The sequence below is a fragment of the Vibrio sp. 10N.261.52.C2 genome (assembly GCF_041471425.1).
In the GTDB taxonomy this organism is placed as follows: domain Bacteria; phylum Pseudomonadota; class Gammaproteobacteria; order Enterobacterales; family Vibrionaceae; genus Vibrio; species Vibrio crassostreae_C.
The window spans coordinates 1-220 of the sequence record NZ_JBFROH010000056.1 but is presented as its reverse complement, the minus strand read 5'-3'; the positions used below and the strand labels follow the sequence as shown (position 1 = coordinate 220).

Below are 220 nucleotides of genomic sequence, written 5' to 3'. Positions count from 1 at the left end.
AGACCACAAAGGCACTTAGCCTCAGAGTTAGGTTTAAGAGTCAGGGTAATAAGTGATGCTGTCTGGTGAGACTTTACTATTTGAAAGCCTTCCCAGAATGAAGATAGGAAAGTATGATTCGGCATGAAAACGGTAGTTTGTGTATGATTTTTGTTTGGCGACTAAACCATATCACTTACTACCGTTTTTGTTTTTAGTTCCCGCTAATCCGCGATGAACC

General features: G+C 40.5%; 1 pseudogene. It reads right to left on the bottom strand.

The features are described from left to right. Nucleotides 1–125, bottom strand: a pseudogene (locus AB4307_RS22045) (ISL3 family transposase); the annotation flags it as partial. Nucleotides 126–220: the final 95 nt, after the last annotated feature.